At 35.3% G+C, this 20487-nt stretch carries 14 protein-coding genes, 1 tRNA gene and 1 pseudogene; 13 read left to right on the plus strand and 3 right to left on the minus strand.

The window, feature by feature from the left end; translation table 11 throughout:
- Position 1: 1 nt before the first annotated feature.
- From F5ESL0237_RS02000 to F5ESL0237_RS02050, 11 genes and pseudogenes are all read left to right on the plus strand, one after another.
- Positions 2–2977: pseudogene (locus F5ESL0237_RS02000) on the plus strand (type III restriction-modification system endonuclease).
- Position 2978: 1 nt separating this feature from the next.
- On the plus strand, positions 2979–4271 hold the full coding sequence (locus F5ESL0237_RS02005) for a hypothetical protein (protein WP_122024487.1): 1293 nt from the start codon (positions 2979–2981) through the stop codon (positions 4269–4271).
- A complete protein-coding gene (locus F5ESL0237_RS02010; RefSeq protein WP_122024488.1) occupies positions 4252–6144 on the plus strand; it encodes a DEAD/DEAH box helicase in 1893 nt (630 codons plus the stop codon). The genes F5ESL0237_RS02005 and F5ESL0237_RS02010 overlap by 20 nt, the downstream gene beginning before the upstream one ends.
- A 601-nt stretch (positions 6145–6745) precedes the next feature.
- Positions 6746–7633 carry a restriction endonuclease gene (locus tag F5ESL0237_RS02015; protein WP_122024489.1) on the plus strand — a complete coding sequence of 296 codons (888 nt, stop codon included), beginning with the start codon at positions 6746–6748 and terminating at the stop codon, positions 7631–7633.
- Between the two features lie 414 nt (positions 7634–8047).
- A complete protein-coding gene (locus F5ESL0237_RS02020; protein ID WP_122024490.1) occupies positions 8048–9580 on the plus strand; it encodes a class I SAM-dependent DNA methyltransferase in 1533 nt (510 codons plus the stop codon).
- Positions 9570–10706: a restriction endonuclease subunit S gene (locus F5ESL0237_RS08385; RefSeq protein WP_158592376.1), complete on the plus strand. Its 1137-nt coding sequence runs from the start codon at positions 9570–9572 to the stop codon at positions 10704–10706. Before F5ESL0237_RS02020 ends, F5ESL0237_RS08385 begins: the two co-directional genes overlap by 11 nt.
- Positions 10707–11501: 795 nt before the next feature.
- Positions 11502–12686, plus strand: a complete 1185-nt coding sequence (locus tag F5ESL0237_RS02030; protein ID WP_122021402.1) for an amidohydrolase family protein — start codon at positions 11502–11504, stop codon at positions 12684–12686.
- Positions 12687–12734: 48 nt separating this feature from the next.
- On the plus strand, positions 12735–13736 hold the full coding sequence (locus tag F5ESL0237_RS02035) for an NAD(P)-dependent oxidoreductase (protein ID WP_122024491.1): 1002 nt from the start codon (positions 12735–12737) through the stop codon (positions 13734–13736).
- Positions 13737–13913: 177 nt separating this feature from the next.
- On the plus strand, positions 13914–15143 hold the full coding sequence (locus F5ESL0237_RS02040; RefSeq protein ID WP_122024492.1) for a DEAD/DEAH box helicase: 1230 nt from the start codon (positions 13914–13916) through the stop codon (positions 15141–15143).
- Positions 15140–16468: a PTS sugar transporter subunit IIC gene (locus tag F5ESL0237_RS02045; protein WP_122021405.1), complete on the plus strand. Its 1329-nt coding sequence runs from the start codon at positions 15140–15142 to the stop codon at positions 16466–16468. The genes F5ESL0237_RS02040 and F5ESL0237_RS02045 overlap by 4 nt, the downstream gene beginning before the upstream one ends.
- 52 nt (positions 16469–16520) lie before the next feature.
- A tRNA-Arg gene (locus F5ESL0237_RS02050) sits at positions 16521–16593 on the plus strand.
- A 181-nt stretch (positions 16594–16774) separates the two neighbouring features.
- Here F5ESL0237_RS02050 and F5ESL0237_RS02055 read toward each other — a convergent pair.
- Entirely contained in the window at positions 16775–17011 is a 237-nt protein-coding gene (locus F5ESL0237_RS02055) for a DUF2188 domain-containing protein (protein WP_090092965.1), read from the minus strand.
- A gap of 367 nt (positions 17012–17378) precedes the next feature.
- Between F5ESL0237_RS02055 and wecB the strand changes: the two genes are divergently transcribed.
- A complete protein-coding gene (gene wecB, locus F5ESL0237_RS02065) occupies positions 17379–18521 on the plus strand; it encodes a non-hydrolyzing UDP-N-acetylglucosamine 2-epimerase (protein ID WP_122021406.1) in 1143 nt (380 codons plus the stop codon).
- Positions 18522–18555: 34 nt separating this feature from the next.
- Here wecB and F5ESL0237_RS02070 read toward each other — a convergent pair whose 3' ends face one another.
- A complete protein-coding gene (locus tag F5ESL0237_RS02070; protein WP_090092970.1) occupies positions 18556–19083 on the minus strand; it encodes a GtrA family protein in 528 nt (175 codons plus the stop codon).
- Positions 19076–19522: a flavodoxin gene (locus tag F5ESL0237_RS02075; protein ID WP_122021407.1), complete on the minus strand. Its 447-nt coding sequence runs from the start codon at positions 19520–19522 to the stop codon at positions 19076–19078. Before F5ESL0237_RS02075 ends, F5ESL0237_RS02070 begins: the two co-directional genes overlap by 8 nt.
- Positions 19523–19658: 136 nt before the next feature.
- Here F5ESL0237_RS02075 and map point away from each other — a divergent pair, with 136 nt between their 5' ends.
- A complete protein-coding gene (gene map, locus F5ESL0237_RS02080) occupies positions 19659–20486 on the plus strand; it encodes a type I methionyl aminopeptidase (RefSeq protein WP_122024494.1) in 828 nt (275 codons plus the stop codon).
- The last annotated feature ends 1 nt before the right edge of the window (position 20487 follow it).

The following is a 20487-nucleotide window of genomic DNA, read 5'->3' on the forward strand; positions in this document are numbered from 1 at the left end:
CATGAAGATTAAACTTGAAACTTTACAACACCAAACAGACGCGCTTGCAGCAATAGATAAGGCTTTTCCTGGTATGGATACGATGAGTGCTAATCCAGATGCTAATTATATTTATGCTAATCCTTTAATTAGATATCGTTACAACGACAAAGCTAATATTGATATCAAAATGGAAACGGGTACTGGTAAGACATACGTTTATACCCGAATGATGTATGAATTACATCAAAAGTACGGTTTATTTAAGTTTGTTATCGCTGTGCCAAGTCCGAGTATTAAAGAGGGAACTCGTAACTTTATCGAAAGTGACTATACCAAGCAGCATTTTAGCGAATTTTATGAAAATACTCGCATTCAATTAAACGTCATTAATGCAGGGGATTTTAGTGCGCGTTCAGGACGACGGAACTTCCCGGCTCAGCTATCAGAGTTTGTCGAAGCAACTAGGCAGAATGCTAACCAAATTGAAGTTTTGCTGGTTAACCAGGGGATGCTGCACTCTAAGTCCATGCACCGTGATGACTATGATCAGACTTTGCTTGGGGGAGAAACTTCGCCAATTAAAGCCATTGCAGCAACGAGACCAGTTGTAATTATTGACGAGCCACAACGTTTCCCACGGGGCAAGAAGTTTTACGAAGATATTGAAGCTATGAGCCCCCAGCTGATTGTTCGTTTTGGGGCCACTTTCCCAGAAACGACCAGTGGTCGTAGTAAAAATAAAGTTACTAAGATTGATTACTATCGTGGTGAGCCCCAGTTTAACCTTGACGCAGTTGACAGCTTTAACCAAGGATTAGTCAAGGGAATTGATATTGACTATCCTGATATACCAGAAGAACAGGCTAACAATTTATATAAGGTGAAGCAAGCTAAGGCAAAGGAACTAATTATTACTAAAGGCAAGAAGGAATACTCACTTAATGTCGGAGAAAATTTAGTGGATGTTGATTCGGGGTTTGAAGGTAACATTACTTATGTTGGTGGAACAGATTGTGAATTATCTAATGGCTTAGCTCTTTCAAAGGATATGAAGTTAATTCCTGGTACTTTTGCCCAAAACTATCAGGACGAAATTATCTCACAAGCCTTGGATTGTCACTTTAAAGCCGAAGAGGAAAACTTCTTGCGCCCAAATTCAGGAGACAATGCTCCTAAAATTAAAACATTATCTTTATTCTTCATTGATAGTATTTCAAGCTTTCGTGGGGAAGCTAATGGTAAAGGCTGGTTGGTTCGTGATTTTGAAACAATTTTGATCAAGAAACTGAAAAAGTTAATTGCCCGTTATGAACTAGCGATGGATGATCGTGAAAAAGAATATCATTCATTCTTACAAGCTACCTTAAGGAGCATTCAGTCCAAGCATCAGGACGTATATGCTGGATACTTTAGTGAAGATCGTGGTAGTTCGGATGCTGACATTCAAGCCGAGGTCGAAGATATTTTGAGTAATAAGGAAAAGTTACTTAGTTTTAAGGATGAGGATGGAAACTGGTTGACTCGTCGTTTTCTGTTTTCCAAATGGACGCTCCGTGAAGGATGGGATAATCCGAATGTTTTTACGATTGCTAAGCTAAGGACTTCTGGTTCAGAGATTAGTAAGATTCAAGAAGTTGGTCGTGGATTACGCTTACCGGTTGATGAAACTGGACACCGCTTAAACCAAGATGAATGGCAAAGTCGGCTTTCATTCTTGATTGGTTATGATGAACGCGATTTCGCTCAGAAATTAGTTGGTGAAATTAACGATGATTCGCCGATTAAACTAAACCAAGAGGAACTTACGGATGACATGATTAAGCTGATTGTGCAAGTCAGACAAAAGACTGCTCCTCAATTTAATGAAGACCAGTTACTTGATGATTTAGATGAGCATAACGTAATTACCCGCTCTAATAAATTTAAAGATGATGTGAAACTCGATGGGCAAACTATGTCTGGCTACGATGCTTTGTGTCAACTTTATCCTGAACTTGAACAACAAACTAAGGTTGCTAAGGGCAAGGTTCGTGATAAGAATTCTAAGGACAATACTGTAGTTAGGCTGCGTAAGCAAAATTGGCAACAGTTGAAGAATTTATGGCTGCAGCTAGGTAAGCGGCAGATGATTAAGTTTGACCCATCAGTTAATTAGGATGCCGAAATCGTTGCTCGCAATGTTTTTAATGACAGTGACAATAAGATTTTTGTTTTACAACGCCCACAAATGGTTCATCAGGAAGTTATCACTGATAAAAATGCAGCATTTATAAGAGAAACACAGGCTGATTATAATACAGATTACCTGACCATGAACTACGGTAAGTTTCTCAAAATATTAGCTCAACAAACAGATCTCTCAGTCAATTTGCTAAATAATTTGATGATTAAGGCCATCAAGCGTCTGAGGAACAATACGAATTACATTAATGAAAAGACACTAGAGAATCTAATTCGGACTTTTAATAATCAGTTCAATAAACGTATCAAGACTTCATACAGCTATGAACCATTAAACTTTTCCGCATCAACTTCGATTTACAATGCGAAGGAACAAGAATTTGTAGATTCAGTACCAGCTAGTTTGTTAGGTGTATACCAGTCAAATTCGACTTCTGATGAGAAGTACTTGTATGATCGACCACCACTTTACTATGATAGTGCCGATCCAGAATTAAAAATTTTGAAGCGATCATATGGTCCTAGGATTAGTGTTTTTGGCAAGTTACCAAAGAAAGCTATCAAGATTCCACGATTTGATAACGGAACAACTACACCTGACTTTATTTTTAAAATTGAACATGGTTATAAGCCAATCTATTTGGTTATTGAAACCAAAGCTGAAAACATGCGTCTAGGTGATGAAGAAATTCATATTATTCAACAGAAGTACTTTGACCAGTTGAAAGAATCAGGAGTTTATTACCGAATGGCTACTAGTGAACAAGAAGTACACGATTTGATTAATAAATTAGAAAATGGGGAGCTGAGTTAGGATGATATCGCTAATTCATTTAGCTAAAGAAGGTAAATTAGAAAAAACGGGTGCCAAACCTAAACTGCCAATTAAAGTTGATGGTGTAAGCTCAGAGACTCTTGATGTCTATAAAATTCCTTTGGAGTACCTTTACTATAATGATAAAAATGGCCGAATTGCGACTGGTATTTCACAATATCAGGACGAATTGCATCCGGCAAATGATCAAGAGGATCCACAATACAACAATTTTGTTGCTAAGTTGATTGAACAAGACAATTCATCAGCACTGAAACGGACAGAAAAATCGATTCAAGAGTCAGGCCAACAGGTATATGGCTATGTCCTTGATGATGGGCGGATTATTGATGGGAATCGTCGTTTTACGGCTCTACGTGATATTCATCAATCAACCGGAAGAACAGTATATTTTGAGGCAGTTGTTTTACCATTTTCATATGACAATACTACTGAGCGGGCTAAGATTAAAAAACTAGAATTGGCCATTCAAATGGGAGTTGAGGAACGGCAAAATTATGATCCGGTTGATCTAGCGGTGGACATCTATCAAACTACTAGTGGCAATGATCCAATTATGACTCGAGCCGACTATGCAGCCGACTCTCATATGCGACTTACTGAAGTTAAGAAATACTATGATGGAGCAGTATATATGAAGAGGTTCCTGGAGTTTATTGGTGCACCTGAAAATAATTTCAATATCATCAAAGAAAGTAAAGTTTGGTCACTTTTTTATGAAATGGGTAAATCCCTTTCCAAAAACTTTGGTGATGAACCAGAATCACAGGTTCGTAAGAATGAAACCATGAATTCATATTTTGGCGTGATTCTTTATCAAATTCATGTCGGAGTTAGTGGTAATACTGCCCGTACTCATATTCGTGAATATAGTAAGAACATTGTGAATAGTGTAGATAATGAAGATTTCAACGATGATGTTGCCGATATGGTAGATGATTTATCAGATTCACTTCAAGATGAAGAGATTTGTTCGACATCGGATTTAATGCAAAGTTTAACTGACGAAAACGAAACAGTTGAGGCCCTGGGTGATACTTTTGATACTTATATGCGGAATGCCCGTAACAGTGAATCTGTCGATAAGTTTATCCGTAATATCAAGCAAAATGTTAAATACTATCATGATTTAAATGAGGATGGTGGCTTAATTGGAAGTTTGCGTTATAACGAAGTGAGTGAAGATCAGTTAAAAGAATTACAAAAGTATATGCGTGATTTAAATCAATTAAGTAAGGAGCTTTTTAGTAAGTATGGTGATGAAATCAGATAGTCCAATTATCATCAAAAATGATGAAGACCTGTTTCAATTAATAGATGATACTCACCGTACTCTAGAAACCAAGACGGCTCAGCGTGGGTTAGCAATTTTTGCTCCTTATTTTAAAGATCCTAATCAACGAACCTTTAAAAAAGATTTGACTTACGTCCAGCTGCTGGAGTTAGTAAAGAAACTTAATCGACGTTTGCAACGTAAAGGATTGCCAGAGGTTAAAACTAGTAATAAGTTCGATCAATTTGTACAACAGCGCCAGTACTATATTAAAGAACAAGGTCAGGCAGGCTTAACTATTAAAGATGATGATCCTCGTTGGCTGCATGAGTTCGAAAACTTCAAAAAAGTAGTTAACCAGGAAATTACGCGGCCACTAAAGCTAGAGCAAGAAAAAGCTAGTTTCTTCATGACCATCATGAAACGAGCGGCTAATTTTTCAGTACCTGGTGCTGGTAAAACCGCTATGATGTATGGAACTTTTGCTTATTTGTCTAGTCCTCAAGTAAATGAAGTCGATAAGCTCCTAGTAGTATCTCCTTTAAATGCCTTCGCGGCTTGGCGGACAGAATTTCAAGAAGTTTTTGGGCCTAAGCGAGAACTTCACTATTTTAATATGCGGGATAAAAAGTATAATAATAATCTCGGCGCAATTAAGCATGATTGGATTCAGGCTGATGTGATTGCCATCAATTATGAATCATTGCAAAGTAAGTTAAACATTATTAATGACTTATTGGATGCCAAAACAATGTTAGTCTTTGATGAGGTTCACCGGGTAAAAGGTGTCGGTGGTCAACGTGCAAAAGCTGCATTGAGTTTAAGTCAAGCTCCGCACTATCGCTATGTTTTGACGGGGACACCAATTCCGAATGGATTTAGGGATATCTACAATTTTTTGCATTTAATGTACCCTGATGAATATTCTTCGTTCTTTGCTTGGGACTTAACGACCCTGAACACTATTGACCCAGAGGACGTGAATAAGAAGCTAGCGCCATTTTTTTGGCGGACCACCAAGGAAGATTTACATGTTCCCAAGTCTGATCCAGATATTATCAAAGAAGTGGCTCCATCTAAAAATCAGGAGTTATTGGCACAAGAAATTTACGAAAATGAAAATGGAACACTGGCAACCTTCATCAGACTACTACAGGCTTCAACTAATCCAGAATTGCTTAGTACTAATATCAACTATAAAGAATTAGGACTTGTTGATGCTGACTCAGGCGTTTGGGATAAGCAGGCTATCACAATTGAAAAAGAAAATATTAGTAGCGGTGAAGCATACAAGAAGTATGATCTAACCAAGATAGAAGCGCCTAAGTTTGAAATGGGTATTGACTTGATTGATAAATTAGTCAGTCAAGGAAAGAAAGTACTGGTCTGGGGAATGTTTGTCGGCACTATGCAAAAGATTACTGATACTCTTAATAGTATGGGCATCAAAACCACTTTAATTTATGGTGCAACTCCTAAGCAGGACCGTGAAGGACTGATTAACAATTTTCGGACGGGAGATGCACAGGTACTAGTTTCAAATCCTAATACTTTAGGTGAATCAATTTCTCTTCACCAGACGGTACATGATGCGATTTACTTTGAATACAACTTCAATCTAACTTTTATGTTGCAGTCGCGAGATCGAATTAATCGGCTAGGATTACCAGCGGACCAATACACTCGATATTATTATTTGATGACTAAAGGTGATGTTGCTCATATGAGCTTCATTGATAATACGGTTTATAAAAAATTGAAAGATAAAGAAAAAATTATGCTTGATGCCATTGATGGCCAATTACTTGTGCCAGAATATACCGATGATTATCTGCAAGAAGTTAAAGACATAGTTATGGGTAGGTATAAGTAGGAAGATAAGTAATTATGAAACTATTGTTCCATCTACTTAATACAACTAAAAACAAATTACAAGAACTATTAAATATATGGTAAACAAAGATATAAGGCTTGAAAACTTGCAGAAGCAGATAATTGATATGTGATGAAGCGGTTTATTGTGTTAAAACATTTTACGAATGGAAAAATAGCTCTAAAGTTACTTTAATGGAATTTTGATGAATTTCATCAAGTAAGTTTAGGATTTAAGCTATAATACTTTCGACAAGTGTCTTAGTTGGATTTTGATTTTAATATTTTCACATAAATACTTTCAAATTTTGTAATTTTATAGATACCAGTCATATCAAATTAATGCTTTTGGCTAATGTGCAATGGGTAAAATTAGCTAGTAGCATGTTTAAATAGTAACGGTACTGAAACTGACAAAAATAATTTAAGTATAGAAAGTTATCTGGCAAAAGAGCTTAGTTTTTAATTTGTAACAAAATTCTATGGTAAAATTCAGCTGTTGCAGTGTTATTTGATTTTTTTAACCTCATTAAATGTATGGGTGAGAATAAAAAAATTAATGTTTTTAATAATGTATAAGCAATAGAGGAAAGGATATATAGATGGCTAACAAACAAATTGACATTGAAAATGTAACAATGAGAGAAGTCTTAATTGCCATTAAACGTTTGGGAGGTCAAGCTACCAGAAAAGAAATTAGAGCAGATATTCGTGATAACTCTACTGTGATTTCTGAAAATGAAGTAGATAAAACAAGAGTTTCTCAAAAGACTGGTGTCCGTTATAGTCCATTTGCTTATACACTTAATTATGCAGTTAAATATTTGCTTACTACAGGTTACTTGCTTGATGCTGATAATCATCAAGTTGAGTTATCAGCAAAAGGACGTAGTGTCAATTTGGCAACTTTTACTGCCGAAAAAGACGTTCGACCATTTTTGGAAGATAATAGTTCAAAAGATTTAAAGACCAAAAACTTAGCTGAGATTGTGTCAACTAAGTTTTCAACTGATAGGGAGGTAGTCGAGGACCAGTGGCGGCAAGACTTGCTTTTGGCTTTGATACAAATGAATCCATCAAAATTTGAACTCTTTTGTCGAGGTCTCTTGACTAAAATGGGTATTGATGTCGATGATACAATTGGCGTTAGTTATGTTGCTGATGGCGGTTTAGATGGCTTTGGTTATGTACGTTCAGATGATTACCGAACTACTCGAGTTGCCCTGCAAGCTAAACGCTGGCAAGGAAATGTTCCAGCACCAGAGATTGATAAATTTCGCGGAGCAATGGATAAGTATAACGCGGAATTTGGTATTTTTATTACAACAGCAGATTTTACCCGGGGTGCAGTGAAAGCCGCAAGGCAGGGTACGAGAATGATTACTTTGATTAATGGGGACGAAATTTGTAATTTGGTTGCCCAATATCATTATTATGTTGAACCAGTAACGACTTATCGTTTAAAAAGTTTTTATACTGATCAGAACTAGTACGTTTGCACAGTTAAACGGTTAATAAGAAGATAAGTGATTTAATTTGGTTATGATAATCTTTATTAACTTTTTAAAAAAACTTGTTGTTCCATTACTGGAGACAGCAAGTTTTTTGGTATGGTTAATAAATTTAATAAGTAAAAAGATCGAGCCACTTCTATGATAAAATATAGAAATTAAAAGATATAAATCCATAGGAGATGAGGTAGCTAGCTAGCGATTTAACTGAAAATATGATAATTAAGAGCATTTTGTTTCAATGGCAAGATTAGGTAGACAAGTGACTAAAATAAAATTAACCAGTTGAATATTTATTTCTTATGGCTAAGTAACGATTAGAAATACTTTTTTATTTAAGCATTATTTTAAAGAGGCTTCAAATTAACTACAAGAACTAAAGGAAACAGATTAATGGTAAAAAAGATAAGCGAATTAGGTATTGAAAACAAATTATGGCAAACTGCAGATGCTTTGCGTGGCAGCATGGATTCATCTGAATATCGCAATGTAGTTTTAGGATTGATTTTTCTAAAATATATCTCAGATTCATTTGAAACTAAACATCAAGAACTTTTGAAGTCTGATTATCCAGAAAAGGCTGAGGATCCAACAGAATATAAAGTTGCAAATGTTTTTTGGGTACCAAAGCAAGCACGTTGGGATGTAATTCAAAAAGCAGCTAATACACCGCAACTTGGTAAAGTAATTGATCGAGCGATGCGCGAAATCGAAAAAAATAATACCTCACTTCGGGGGATTTTGAGTAAGGAGTATGCTTCACCGGATTTAGATAAAAGTCGCTTAGGTGAGGTTGTCGAATTGATTTCTGACATTAGTTTAGGCTGTGCCAGAGCGATGCGCTCTGATGTGTTGGGGCGTGTCTATGAATATTTTTTAATTAAATTTGCCGCTCAAGAAGGAAAAAAGGGCGGAGAATTTTATACTCCTCGTTCAATTGTACGCACCTTAGTGGAACTGATTGAGCCATTCAAAGGCAAGATTTATGATCCTTGTTGTGGATCAGGAGGAATGTTTGTGCAATCTGATAAATTTGTTGTAGAGCATCAAGGAGATGTTTCTGATTTATCAGTTTATGGCGAAGAATCCAATCCTACTACTTGGAAATTAGCTAAGATGAATCTAGCCATTCGAGGAATTGATAATAATCTTGGTCCACACCAAGGGGATACCTTTACCAATGACTTTCATAAAAATGAAAAGTTTGACTTTGTTTTAGCTAATCCGCCGTTTAATGTGAAAAATTGGAATGGTGAAAAGCTGATAGATGATCCACGGTGGAAATATGGAATGCCCCCAATTGGTAATGCCAATTATGCTTGGATTGAGCACATAATTAGTAAACTTGCTCCGGACGGGAAAGCGGGCTTTGTCTTAGCTAATGGAGCATTGTCAACTTCAACTAAAGAAGAGTATGAAATTCGTAAAGCTTTACTTGAGGACGATAAAATTGATGCAATTGTAGCTTTGCCTGATAAGATGTTTTATTCAACTAGCATTGCTGTATCGCTTTGGTTTGTAGATATGGATAAGCAATCGAGCGATGAGCGCAATCGTAAGAATGAAACTTTATTTATTGATGCACGTAATCTAGGCGAAATGGTTGACCGTAAGCATCGTCGCTTCTCTAAGGAAGATATCAATAAGCTAGCGATGACCTATCATGCTTATCGTGGAACTATCAACGAGCAATATAAAGATATTGCTGGTTTTTGTAAGGCAGTCAAATTATCTGAAATTGCGCAGAATGATTATGTTTTAATTCCAAGTCGTTATGTAGGAATAGCCAAGCAAGCCAAAGTCGGTGAGTCATATGAAGCACGAATGGCTAAACTTACTAGTGACCTTAAAGAACAATTTGCTAAAAGTGATAAGTTGCAAAATGATGTTCGACAAGTGCTGAAAGGTCTGGGTTATGAAATATAGATCTATTGGTGAAATATGCACAAAAATAACTGATTATGTGGCAAATGGTAGTTTTAAATCTTTAAAAGAAAATGTTATTTATACAGATGAATCGCAGGGCTATGCAGTTTTGATCAGGCTCACTGATTATAGAAATAATTTTAAAGGACCATTTCAGTATATAAATAAAGCTGGTTATCAATTTTTAAAGAAAACGAAACTTTATGGCGGAGAAATTATTATTTCTAATGTTGGTACTCATTTAGGTACCACCTTTAAAGCTCCGCAACTTGATAAGCCGATGTCTTTGGGACCGAATGCAATTGTAATCGATACCAAGTATAATAATGATTACTATTATTACTTCCTATCTAGTCCCAGCGGCCAGGAATTAATGAAAACAATTGTTTCTGGTAGTGCACAGCCCAAGTTTAATAAAACTGCTTTTAAGCGTTTATTAGTTCCAGTTCCTCCATTAGAAGAACAGGAACGGATTGCTAATATATTTTTGCAAATTGATAAAAAAATCGCACTTAATGTACAAATAAATGAAAACTTACTTGCTCTAGCAGAAACTATTTTTAAAAAGTATTTCCCCAATGTGAACTCTGGTAACGAAAAGATTGGCTCATATATAGCTAATTTTGATAAATTCAGGCGACCAATTGCTAATCGGAAGCGTCTAGCAATACAAGGTAAATATCGCTATATTGGTGCAGCAGCTGTCAATGATTATATTGATAAATATAATTTTGATGGCATTTATTTATTATTAGGTGAAGATGGGTCAGTAGAAGACAAGGATGGTTATCCAGTCTTACAATATGTTTTTGGGAAATTTTGGCCTAATAATCATGTTCATGTTCTTCAAGGTAAACATGTTTCGACGGAATGGTTATATTTATTCTTTAGGCAAAAAAAGGTATCAACGATTATCACTGGTGCAGTGCAACAAAAAATATCGCAAAAAAATCTCAATTCATTAACCGTTAAGATACCAGCCAAAGATGAATTGGTAAAATTTGATCAAATTATTCAACCTTTATTTACAAAAATTAGAGCAAATGAAACTGAAAATATGGAACTGGCTGAAATAAAGCAAGTCTTATTCAGTCAGTTTTTCGATAATCATAGAGAAGTACGGTAGAAGAGGTATTTAAATAAATTTATTAAGTTTTTTTTATGAAATCCGGTTTAGTATTTTTTTCTTAATTTATAGTTTAATATAGTTTTTGTATCCGCTAGCTAGCGCTAAAATTAATAATTATATTCTTACTTGGATAAACATTACTAATATTTGTAAATGTTTGTCTCAAGCTGAACTAAGACGATTGTCAACAATGATGATTTATTAAACTATTGAGCATGAGTCATTTTTATAAGCTATTCTTATATTTGATAAAAATTGACTAGAAAAGGGATAGATTTTAGGCCAATTTCATTACAATTGTTTATTAAATTTGCTACTGCGGATAGTACCACTAATCTAAGTTCATCGATCGTATGAACGGATAATTAAGTTTCATATTAGTAGTTGCATTTGGAGGTGCAATTACTTTGCCAGCGGAATTTTCTGTTAAATACCTGGATGTAGTTGGGATTCTATTATAAGTAAATTTAAAGCTTGCCCCAATTTTTATTGACAAGATATGTATAGGATGCTAAATTAAAAGTTAATTAAATATGATTTAAAAAGGCAATTACCTGATAAATTAGTAATGAAAGTGTTAGTAGAAGTTTTAAATACTATGGGCGCTACTTGTATTAGTGTTAACTAATTATCTTAGTTGGTATTTACTAATTTATAGTGGTGCAGTGCAATCAATTGTTAGATAATTAACCGGGCTTTATTACGGAAGTAATAGATAAATTTAAAAGTGGTAACATGAAGCACTTGTCCTTGTATTGGGATAAGTGCTTTTTTATAAAGGGAGTTTTTAAGATGACGCAAACAGTTTTTTTTAATTTTAATTTGTTTAATGGTGAAGATGAAGAAGTAAAACCCAATAGTTATTTATTAGTTGATGATGATACAGGTAAAATTATTAAAGTAGGGTCTAATACACCACCCAAAGCTGATCAGATGGTTGATTTGACTGGTCAATATGTAATTCCAGGTTTGATTAACTGCCATACTCATATCATTATGGATCCCCGGACACCAGATGGTGATAGTTCAGCAAATGTTGTTGAAGCAACTGTTAGAGCAGTTAAGCATTTGCATGAGCTATTAAAGTCAGGTGTAACCTATATTCGTGAATGTGGCAGTACGTATGATATCGATATTGCCCTTAATAACTTAATAAAGAGGGGAGAATTGATTAATGTACCAGAAATTTTACCTTCAGGTCGTCCATATTCAATGACTGGTGGCCACGGCGACATGCCTAATTTTGGTCACTTGGTTGATTCTCCTGATGAAATGCGTAAGGCTGTTCGTCAAGGCATTAAAAAAGGTGCTAGAACAATTAAAGTAATGGCAACTGGTGGGGTAATGACTGAAAATGACTTTATGGATGACCCCCAGCTTAGTGAAAGTGAAATTCATGCTGCTGTTGAAGAAGCACATCACAAAGGGTTTACCGTTGCTGCTCACGCTGAGGGTAATCCTGGAATTATGAATGCTATAAGAGCAGGTGTTGATAGTATTGAGCATGGTTTTTATGTTAACGATGAAGAAATAGAACTGATGCTTAAAAAGGGTACATATTTAACACCAACAATTGTTGGTGCTTGGGCATTTATTGCATATGCTCCCGGTAAAATTCCAGAATGGGAAATGGCGAAAATTGCCTCTGCTTGGAAAGATTTACGGCAAAATATTACCCACGCTAAAAATGCTGGTGTACCAATAACATTGGGAACGGATGCTGGAACGCCATTTAATGATTTTAAGATGACGCCGCAAGAGCTACCTTTGTTAGTTGAACAAGGCTTTACCAATTTTGAAGCTTTACAAACTAGTCGAAATTCTGCTAAGTTAATGAAAATTGATGATGAATATGGTTCATTAGTAGCCGGTAAATTTGCCGATTTCTTGGTTTTAAAGAAAAATCCTCTTGCTGAAATTACAGCTGTTACCCAAGTTGATAAAGCTGTTTATAAGAAAGGTAAAAAAGCTTATTAATATTAAAAAGGTAAAAAGAAGCTTCTATGACTATAAGGAGAACGAATAATGAAGGCTTTATTATACAATATGACGCCTGAACAGCAGGTATATGTAGATAAATGGAATCAAAACCATATTGAGGATGAATTGCAAACTACAGTTAAAAAACTTGATGCTGAAACTGTTGAACTTGCAAAAGGGTTTGACGTGGTTAGTGTCTTACAAATTTTTGATATTAATGAAGAAGCGGTTTATCGTAAACTTGCTTCTTATGGTATTAAGCAAATTGCCTTGCGGTCAGTTGGCTATAATATTATTAATTGGGAATTTGCACATAAGTATAATCTAATTATTACTAATACGCCAGCTTATTCTCCTCGAGCAGTAGCTGAAAATACCCTTACTTCTGCTATGTATCTGTTGAGAAAATGGGGTCCAATTTTTAAAAATGAATACAAAGATTTAAATTTTGTGCGTAGTGAAGATTTGATTAGTGATGAAATTTATAATCAAACTATTGGCATTATTGGTGTTGGTCGAATTGGTGGGGCAGTTGCTGAATTGTTTCATGCCTTAGGCGCTAAAGTAATCGCCTATGATATTGTGGAAAATCCTGCTAATGAAGCTTTTCTTGATTACACTGACTTTGAAACCGTCATTAAAGAAGCTGATATTTTAACCTTGCACACACCATTTGAACCCGGGATGGATAATATGATTGGGGCTGCTGAATTTAAGCAAATGAAAAGTACAGCCTATATTATAAATGCAGCTAGAGGGCCTCTAATTGATACTCAAGCTTTAATTACAGCATTAAAAAATAGAGAAATTGCAGGTGCTTCTCTTGATGTGATGACTGGTGAAGAAAATATCGTAATGAAAAAATTTACTAATATTGCCGAATTACCTGCGGACTACCAAGAACTAGCAAAAATGCCTAATGTTGTTTTTACTCCTCATTCCGCATATTATACTAAAACTTCGGTTAAAAATATGATTGAACAAAGTATGACTGACGTCAAGCGGGTATTGAACGGACAAAAACCGATTTATTTGGTAGAAGAATAAACTTAATTAATGACTGTTTTAAAACAGTCATTTTTAGTTATTAGCGAATTTATTTCTGGAAATTATACAAAAAATATTGATATGATAGACTAGTAGGATGAGAACAAGACATTTATAACCTGTAAACAATAACTTTTTTGTTAAGTAGACATAGAATATGGACAAGTTAAAATAATAATGAAAACAGAAATTCAATCAACCTTGGCTAGATTAGGCTTTAATCAACCAACGTTAATTCAAACAAAAACAAGAGAGGCAATTTTAAGTGGTGAAAGTTGTATTGCATTAGCTAAGACCGGAACGGGCAAAACTTTAGCTTATGCAATACCTAGTTTAGAAAAAGTTAAAGTAGGTGAAGCAAATAGTCTAGTAATTTTTGCTCCGACAACTGAATTAGCTGTACAAATTCGGCATGCAATTAATCCATTTCTTGATGAGTTGAACTTAAAGGGAATTAGTTTGGTCGGCGCTGGAAATCGTAAACGCCAGGAAGATAATTTAAAGAAAAAGCACCCAGAAGTAATTGTGGCTACTCCTGGGCGATTTTTTGATTTTTTTTCAAGTGGTCGTATTAAAGTCAATCAGATTAGCACCTTGGTAATAGATGAAGCTGATGATATTTTGGAATTTAGTAAAATGGAATTACTTAGTTCTCTAGGACAAAACTTACGTTCTGATGCCCAGATTTTATTATTTGGCGCAACAGAATCAGAAATTACGCGTCAAGCTGACGAGCTGTTTGCACGCAACTTTGTTTTAATTGATGTTCGTCCAGACCAGAAAACAACGGTAAAAAACTATTTTTTGCAAGTTGATAATACGCACAAACTAGATTTTATTCAGCGTTTAGTAAGGCTTAATAATTTTAAGGGAATTTTGTTTTTTGACTCTAATCAAACAATGATGCGATTTGCGGGGATTTTAGCCCATACTAAAACTAAATTTGATCTTTTGGCAAATGAATTCAGTAAACAAAAAAGAGCAGAAGCCCTACACAATTTTAAAGTAGGCCACCTAAAATTATTATTGGCAACTGATTTAGCAGCACGTGGCTTGGACTTAACGGGAGTTACTTATGTTATTAATTTTGATATTCCTAGTGAAGCTAATACATATTTGCACCGGGCTGGACGTACAGGCAGGATGGGGGCTAATGGATATGTTGTCACTTTAGGGGATGATCATGATTTTCGTGACTTAAAAAATTTACTAGTTAATTTTGTTGAACTTGAGCGTGTTTATTTTGGCAAAAATCGTTTATCTCAAAAATTACCTATTAAAAAAGCAATCGCTGAAGAGAAAGAAGTTACTGAGACTGCTAATAAAAAGCGAAAAAGCAATAAAAAGCGACATCGTAAAAATAAGGGTTATCATCCACATTATTTAAAAAAGAAGGACCAAAAATGAGTCGATTAGTAGCTTGGTTAGAAGATTATATTTTGCCCTTGGCTAACAAGTTAGGACAAGCCCATTGGTTAGTTGCCTTAAGGGATGCATTTATCTCAATAATGCCGATCACGATAGCCGGATCGCTTGCTGTGTTAATCAGAAGTTTAATTATGGTAGCAAGAGATGACTTAGGTTGGACAACTTTTGCCTGGGTAATGCAGCCGCTTACCTTAATCAGTAATGTGGTATGGCGTGGTACTTTTGCCTTATTTGCGATGTTTTTGGCAATGTCTTTAGGTTTTCATTTGGCTAAAAGCATCGAGGTTGATCCCATTGCTGGTGCTATTGTTTCTTTATCGTCTTTGGCCATGAGTATTGCTAATTTAACCAAACTTAGTGTTAATGGTAAGGTTGTCTCAATCCACCAAGCATTTAACATTTCACAATTTTCAACGACGGGTATCTTTACTGCAATTTTGTTTGGCACAATTGGGGTTTCAATTTTTGCGCTTTGTTGTAAGGCACGGCTAACTTTACATTTATCAACTACTTTGCCCTATGCTGAACAAAAAGCATTTGACTCTTTAATTCCTGCTATTATTGCAATTTTTAGTGTCGGGTTGATTAACTTTGTCTTTCAAACAATTACTGGTACCTATTTTGGCAACTGGCTATTAGCCACTTTACAAGTACCCTTAGTTAAGATGGGACAAGGATTTGGTATGGTAATGCTAGTTACTTTATTAGTGCAAATCTTTGGCTTTTTCGGTATTAATGGACTAAGCGTTTGGGCACCAATTTTAGACTCAATCTGGTTAACGGCTCAGAATGTTAATGTAACAGCGGTTAGAACAGGACATGATGTACCCTTTCTTTGGGTGCGTGGTTCTTTTGATGCTTTTGCTTGGTTTGGCGGAACTGGTGGCACCCTTATGTTAATTGTATCTATTTTGCTCTTTTCTAAACGGAGTGACTATCGCACTATTGCCAAAGTGGCTTTAGCACCAGGCATTTTTAATATTAATGAACCCATTGTTCTCGGCTTACCGGTTGTACTTAATCCCATTTACTTTATTCCATTTATAGTTGCGCCATTGGTGAATGTGGCATTTTCATATTGGGTGAGTGCCTTAGGTCTAGTTAATCCTGTTCAAGTGGCAGTACCAAGTATTATGCCACCAATTATTGGACCATTCTTGGCGTGTAATTATGATTGGCGTGCAATTATCCTATGTCTTATTAATATGGTAATTGCTCTGGCCATCTGGACACCATTTGTAATTGCGGCTGATAAAATTGCTGAAGCTAGTACGTCGCGTTCATATTATATTAGACAATATTAATGTAAAAAAAGTTGGCTTTTATCATTCAAATTTGGTAAAGTTAACTATGCATGACCCTGTAGTTCATCTGGATAGAACAATGGTCTCCTAAACCGTAGAGGTGAGTTCGAATCTCACCGGGGTCATTAATTTAGGACTATAAAGCTTGGTATATCAGTGCTTTTAGCTGATGATGTTAGCCAGTATTTTAATTAATTAAGCTGTTTAATGATTTTATTTTTATGACAAAGCTTATATATTAGTTCAAAAAAAGGCTTCAACTTTTAGTTGAAGCCTTTTTTGTAGCTAATTTATAAAAGATAAATTTTAGCCTTTGTCTTTGGGGCTATCATTGCCATATGAATTTTTAAGATTAATTTGACCATTTTTCTTTTGACTAATTAACTCGCCCTTATTTTTTTGCGCTAATTGTTTGCCAAAGGCTAACGCATCTTCTTTGCGATCAAAGACTTTACGAGCTCGTTCAGCGCCTTCAACTTTAACGGCCCATTGCTCGCCATGGGTAGTAACCCAAACATTTTTACCATTTTTTTCTTCACTCATTGTGTTTACCTCTTTTCTATTTATTTAGACACTATTAATTATACAGCATATTTTAGAAAGCGTTATCATTTTTGCGTTGGATAAATTGTAGCCAGAGGTGACTCTAAAATAATTACCATTAAAATAGCGGCTATTATAAATCCTATTGTAGCAATTAAAAATAGCTTTTTTCGTTGGTAGCTATTTTTTTGCCGGTCAAAGCTAAAAACAAGACTAAAGCTAGAGACAATGATTAAAATACTGGTGAAAAGTAGTAAAGTAAAGCTATAGTTCATCGGTTTCCTCATAATTAAAACGATTATAGTAATTAAAACATAAAAACTTGTTTTTTGGCAGTTAAGTTATTACTATTAAAACGGAGGTTTTTATGACTAAAATAAAAGTAATGATGGTTTTCGGCACAAGACCGGAAGCAATTAAAATGGCACCGCTAGTACTGAAATTACAAGCCGATGATCGCTTTGATGAAATCACTGTAGTTAGTGCACAACATCGAGAAATGCTTGATCAGGTACTTACCATTTTTAATATTCAGCCGGACTATGATTTTAATATCATGAAAAAGAATCAATCATTAGAAGAAATCACTGCAAAAGTAATGCTTGATCTTGCTAATGTGATTAAAAAAGAAGAACCAGACCTTGTTTTAGTACATGGCGATACTACAACTAGTTTTGCGGCTAGTCTTGCTAGCTTTTATGAGCAGTGTCCAATTGGTCATGTAGAAGCTGGTCTTAGAACTTGGAATAAGTATTCGCCATTTCCTGAAGAAATGAACCGCCAAATGACAGATGATTTAGCTGACTTATATTTTGCGCCAACTAAAACAAGTAAGGCCAACTTACTACAAGAAAATCACCAACTAGAGCGAATTTTTGTTACCGGTAATACAGCAATCGATGCACTTGAACAGACAGTTCAATCAAACTACCATCATGATGTGCTGGACTTAATTCAACCAGGTAATCGGATTATTTTGGTAACAATGCATCGGCGTGAAAATCAAGGCCAACCAATGAGACGAGTCTTCAAAGCAATGAAACAGATTGTTGCTGAACATGATGATGTAGAAATTATTTATCCAGTTCATCTTTCACCTAAAGTTCAAGAAGTTGCTTATGAAATTCTGGGTAATGATTCTCGGATACACTTAATTGCTCCTTTGGATGTCGTCGATTTTCATAATTTAGCTAAAAGAAGTTATTTTATTATGACGGATTCAGGCGGTGTACAAGAAGAAGCGCCAGCACTGAATAAGCCCGTATTAGTTTTAAGAGACACCACTGAGCGTCCTGAGGGAGTTAAAGCTGGTACATTGAAATTAGTTGGTACGCAACAAGCTGATGTTCGTTCAGCAATGCGTGAACTACTTGATAATAAAGATATTTATTTGCAAATGGCTAATGCCCAAAATCCTTATGGTGATGGTCATGCTTCTGAGCGAATTATGGAAGATATTGCTTATTATTTTGCTGATGGTCAAAAGCAACGACCAGCCGATTTTGAATAAAAAAATAAGTCACAATTGTGACTTATTTTTTTTACTATTTTTTTGCTTGATGTGACTTGATTTTTCTTTTAGCTCGTTCAATCATTGTTGATTCTTGGGCTTGAAATACGGAACGAGTGGTTAAATAATTAAAAATACCAACTAATACCTGATCAATAATTTTAACCCAAAGCGCGTTTAGTCCGAGCCAAGAAAGCCCAACTAGCATAATTAAGCTATCAGGAATAAGACTAATAATGCGGTAGGTAAAAAAGACAATTAACTTTTGCCAAGTGGAGTGTTTTTGATCAACATTATTAATAAAAACTGCTTTTTGATTAAACACAAACGAAGCTAAGTTGGAAATAATAAACGCAATTGTATTAGAAATTAAAACGGCACTGTGCCACCATTTATGCAGGATCATAAAAACCACGGTATTGATTAATGCTGCAATAAATCCAAAAATCATGTAAACCACAAGATTGCGATGCTTTGTAACTACTTTTTGTGCTAAATGATGAATTTTAGGATCAGTAATTGAATTAAATCTGTCAGTATTTATTTTTTTATCCTTAATCATTTAATTGGTCAGCCATTTCTTTTGCCGCATTTTCAATTTTAGAAATTGCTTCATCATCAGGTGCGTTTTCAATGGTAACTGGTTTAGTAATTTCCTTAGCTCCTACTTGTTTAAACATTTTTTCAAAATCAAAAACATTTTCGCAAAAATGGTCAGCATAAACCAGATCACCGCTACCCATTACAGCAAAATATTTTCCAGTTAAGTTTAATTCTTTTAACTGCTCGTAAAAATCTGATATTTCATCGGTCATTGTACCTTCACCATAGGTATAAGTGACAAATATGCATAAATCACTGCTTAAATAATCGCTGGCATCAGTGAATTCAGCTTCGCTGGTTTCCACATCAAAACCATAATCTTGTAACTCTTCTTCTAAGATATCGGCTATATCTGCATCATTGCCAGTCATACTGGCATAAACAATTCTTGCCTTCATATTTTTTCATGCCTTTCACATATTTTCTATCATAGTATTATACATAATTTTGAACACTTAACGAAACTCTTTAGTAAACTTTTAAAAAACGCTATAATGTAAATAAATATCATTTTTTATAGAGGAGAAGTTAACTTTGATTACTATTAAATCCATTCGAGAATTAAAGGGGATGCAGGCGTCAGGACGTTTATTAGCGTCAATGTTTGAGTCTTTACGGGATGTAATTCAACCAGGAATAACAACCTGGGCAATTGAAGAATTTTGCCAAGAATTTGTAAACAGTCGTGGCGGTCGCCTATCTGAACAAGGCTTTGAAGGTTATAAGTATGGCACCTGTATTTCAGTAAATGATCAAATCGCCCATGCAACTCCGCGTCGAGATACGGTTTTACAAAATGGTGACTTAGTTAAAGTTGATGTAACGTGCAATTTAAATGGTTTTGAAACGGATTCATGTACAACCTATGCTGTTGGTGAAGTTTCAGAAGCTGACCGTGACTTGATGGAAGTTACAAAAAAGTCAATGTATTTAGGAATTGATCAAGCTGTTTTAGGTAACCGCATTGGGGATATTGGTGCAGCCATTCAGCATTATGTAGAAGATGAGCACAATTATGGTGATGTGAAAGAATTAGTTGGTCATGGTATTCAGCCTAGTATTCATGAAGATCCTGAAGTTCCTCATTGGGGTAAAGCAGGCCATGGTTTGCGCCTTCGCGAGGGTATGACCATTACCTGTGAACCAATGGTAGAAGCTGGTGGAGATTGGCGGATTATTCAAAAGACAGTTGATGATCCAAATGATGATTGGGTATTTTATGCTACACCAGACGGTTCTAAATCGGCTCAATTTGAGCATACTTTTGTAATTACGGCAGATGGTCCTAAAATTTTAACACTGCAAAAGCCATATGACGGGTTGGAAAAATATTTACCTCACTTTGATGAAATGGATGACTAAG

Origin of the sequence: Lactobacillus sp. ESL0237 (assembly GCF_003692985.1) — a bacterium.
GTDB classification, from domain to species: domain Bacteria; phylum Bacillota; class Bacilli; order Lactobacillales; family Lactobacillaceae; genus Lactobacillus; species Lactobacillus bombicola.